Below are 1,896 nucleotides of genomic sequence, written 5' to 3'. Positions count from 1 at the left end.
CCGTCCGAGGATTTCGCGGCGCAGGCCAACGCCACGTCGGCGCTCTACGGCCAGGCCGATGCGGACCGCGAGGCGTTCTGGGCCGAGCAGGCATCGCGGTTGCAGTGGGACACCGAGTGGGACCAGGTCCTGGACTGGTCCGACGCGCCGTTCGCGAAGTGGTTCGTCGGCGGCACGCTCAACGTGGCCTACAACTGCGCCGACCGGCACGTCGAAGCCGGCCACGGCGACCGCGTCGCGATCCACTGGGAAGGCGAACCCGGCGACACCCGCGCCATCACCTACGCCGAACTGCAGCGCGAGGTCTCCCGCACCGCCAACGCGCTGGCCGAACTCGGCGTCGGCGCCGGCGACCGGGTCGCGATCTACCTGCCGATGCTGCCCGAGGCCGTGTTCTCCATGCTGGCCTGCGCCCGCCTCGGCGCCCTGCACAGCGTCGTGTTCGGCGGCTTCTCCTCCGAAGCGCTGCGCTCACGCATCAACGACGCCCAAGCCAAGGTCGTCATCACCGCCGACGGCCAGTACCGCCGCGGCAAGGCCCTGCCGCTGAAGGCCGGCGTCGACGAGGCCATCACCGAGGCCCCCAGCGTCGAGCACGTCCTGGTCGTGCAGCGCACCGGCATCGACGTGCAGTGGAACGACGCCCACGACAAGTGGTGGCACGAGGTCGTCGACCCCCAGGCCGACACCCACACCCCGCAGGCCTTCGACAGCGAACACCCGCTGTTCATCCTCTACACCTCCGGCACCACCGGACGCCCCAAGGGCATCCTGCACACCTCCGGCGGCTACCTCACCCAAGCCGCCTACACCCACCACCACGTCTTCGACCTCAAACCCGAGACCGACGTGTACTGGTGCACCGCCGACATCGGCTGGGTCACCGGCCACACCTACATCGTCTACGGGCCCCTGGCCAACGGCGCCACCCAGGTCATCTACGAAGGCACCCCCAACACCCCCCACGAAGGCCGCCACTGGGAGATCGTGCAGAAGTACGGCGTCACGATCTACTACACCGCGCCGACCACCATCCGCACCTTCATGAAGTGGGGCGCCGACATCCCCGCCCGCTACGACCTGTCCTCGCTGCGGGTGCTGGGCTCGGTCGGTGAACCCATCAACCCCGAAGCCTGGATCTGGTACCGCACCCACATCGGCTCCGACCGCACCCCCATCGTCGACACCTGGTGGCAAACCGAAACCGGCGCGATCATGATCTCGCCGCTGCCCGGCGTCACCGCCGCCAAACCCGGCTCGGCGCAAACCCCGCTGCCCGGCATCTCGGCCAAGGTCGTCGACGAGACCGGCACCGACGTCGGCCCCGGTGGCGGCGGCCTGCTCGTGCTCGACAAGCCCTGGCCGGCGATGCTGCGCGGCATCTGGGGCGACGACGAACGCTACAAGGACACCTACTGGTCCAAGTTCGCCGACCTGGGCTTCTACTTCGCCGGTGACGGCGCCAAGTACGACACCGACGGCGACATCTGGCTGCTCGGCCGCGTCGACGACGTCATGAACGTCTCCGGCCACCGCATCTCCACCACCGAAGTCGAATCCGCCCTGGTCTCGCACCCCAACGTCGCCGAAGCCGCCGTCGTCGGCGCCAGCGACCCCACCACCGGACAAGGCATCGTCGCCTTCGTCATCCTGCGCGGCGGCGTCGCCGACGAAGCCGGCGGCGACGCCGCACTCGCCGAACTCCGCGACCACGTGTCCAAGGAAATCGGCCCCATCGCCAAACCCCGGCAGATCATGGTCGTGCCCGAACTGCCCAAGACCCGCTCCGGCAAGATCATGCGCCGCCTGCTGCGCGACGTCGCCGAGAACCGCGAAGTCGGCGACGTCTCCACGCTCGCCGACTCCTCCGTCATGGACCTCATCTCCCAGGGCCTC

At 69.3% G+C, this 1,896-nt stretch carries 1 protein-coding gene; it reads left to right on the top strand.

The features are described 5' to 3' along the window. A partial coding sequence (gene acs / locus E1202_RS31055; RefSeq protein WP_132686870.1) for an acetate--CoA ligase occupies positions 1–1,896 on the top strand: 1,896 nt, incomplete at both ends.

This window comes from Saccharopolyspora karakumensis, assembly GCF_004349225.1.
In the GTDB taxonomy this organism is placed as follows: Bacteria; Actinomycetota; Actinomycetes; order Mycobacteriales; family Pseudonocardiaceae; genus Saccharopolyspora; species Saccharopolyspora endophytica.
Note: the sequence above shows the minus strand (reverse complement) of the source record. Positions and strands in the feature narration are given on the sequence as shown.